Annotated in this window: 1 protein-coding gene; it reads left to right on the top strand. The window is 60.5% G+C overall.

The window, feature by feature from the left end; translation table 11 throughout:
- Nucleotides 1-109: 109 nt before the first annotated feature.
- Nucleotides 110-395: cobalt-precorrin-5B (C(1))-methyltransferase (locus D7V97_RS43910; RefSeq protein ID WP_147445291.1), on the top strand; the 286-nt coding region annotated here is incomplete at its 3' end.

Raw genomic sequence — 395 nt, 5'->3', positions numbered from 1 at the left:
TCAATCGTGAAACCGAAAGCTAATTGGCAACCTCCGTTCATTACTGCGGTTGCCGCTCCTATCCCCCTTGGCCAAGCTTCGCTGTGGCGGGAGTACCCCAGAGGTCTAGATGGCTGATTCTCCTCGCGCCGGATATACGCTACCTGTGTTTGCTTGTGCGGCGGCGATCGCGGCTTGGCGCTGGCTGCGCGAAGATTTGCCGACTCTGGCGAGCGTCGAGGTGGACTTGGTGACGCCTGCCGAAACGGTCGAGATTGCGATCGAGCAGGTCGCCCGCCTGTCGGACAGGTCTGCCCTCGCGATCACGCGCAGCGATCCGGGTGACAATCTCGATCTGACTCGAAATACACCGATTTGGGCGATCGTCTCGATCGGTTCACCCGCTCAAGCCGAGG

It is taken from the genome of Corallococcus sp. CA053C, from assembly GCF_003611675.1.
Classification (GTDB): Bacteria; Myxococcota; Myxococcia; order Myxococcales; family Myxococcaceae; genus Corallococcus.
The sequence above is the reverse complement of the archived record's forward strand: the minus strand, read 5'-3'. Positions and strand labels throughout refer to the sequence as shown.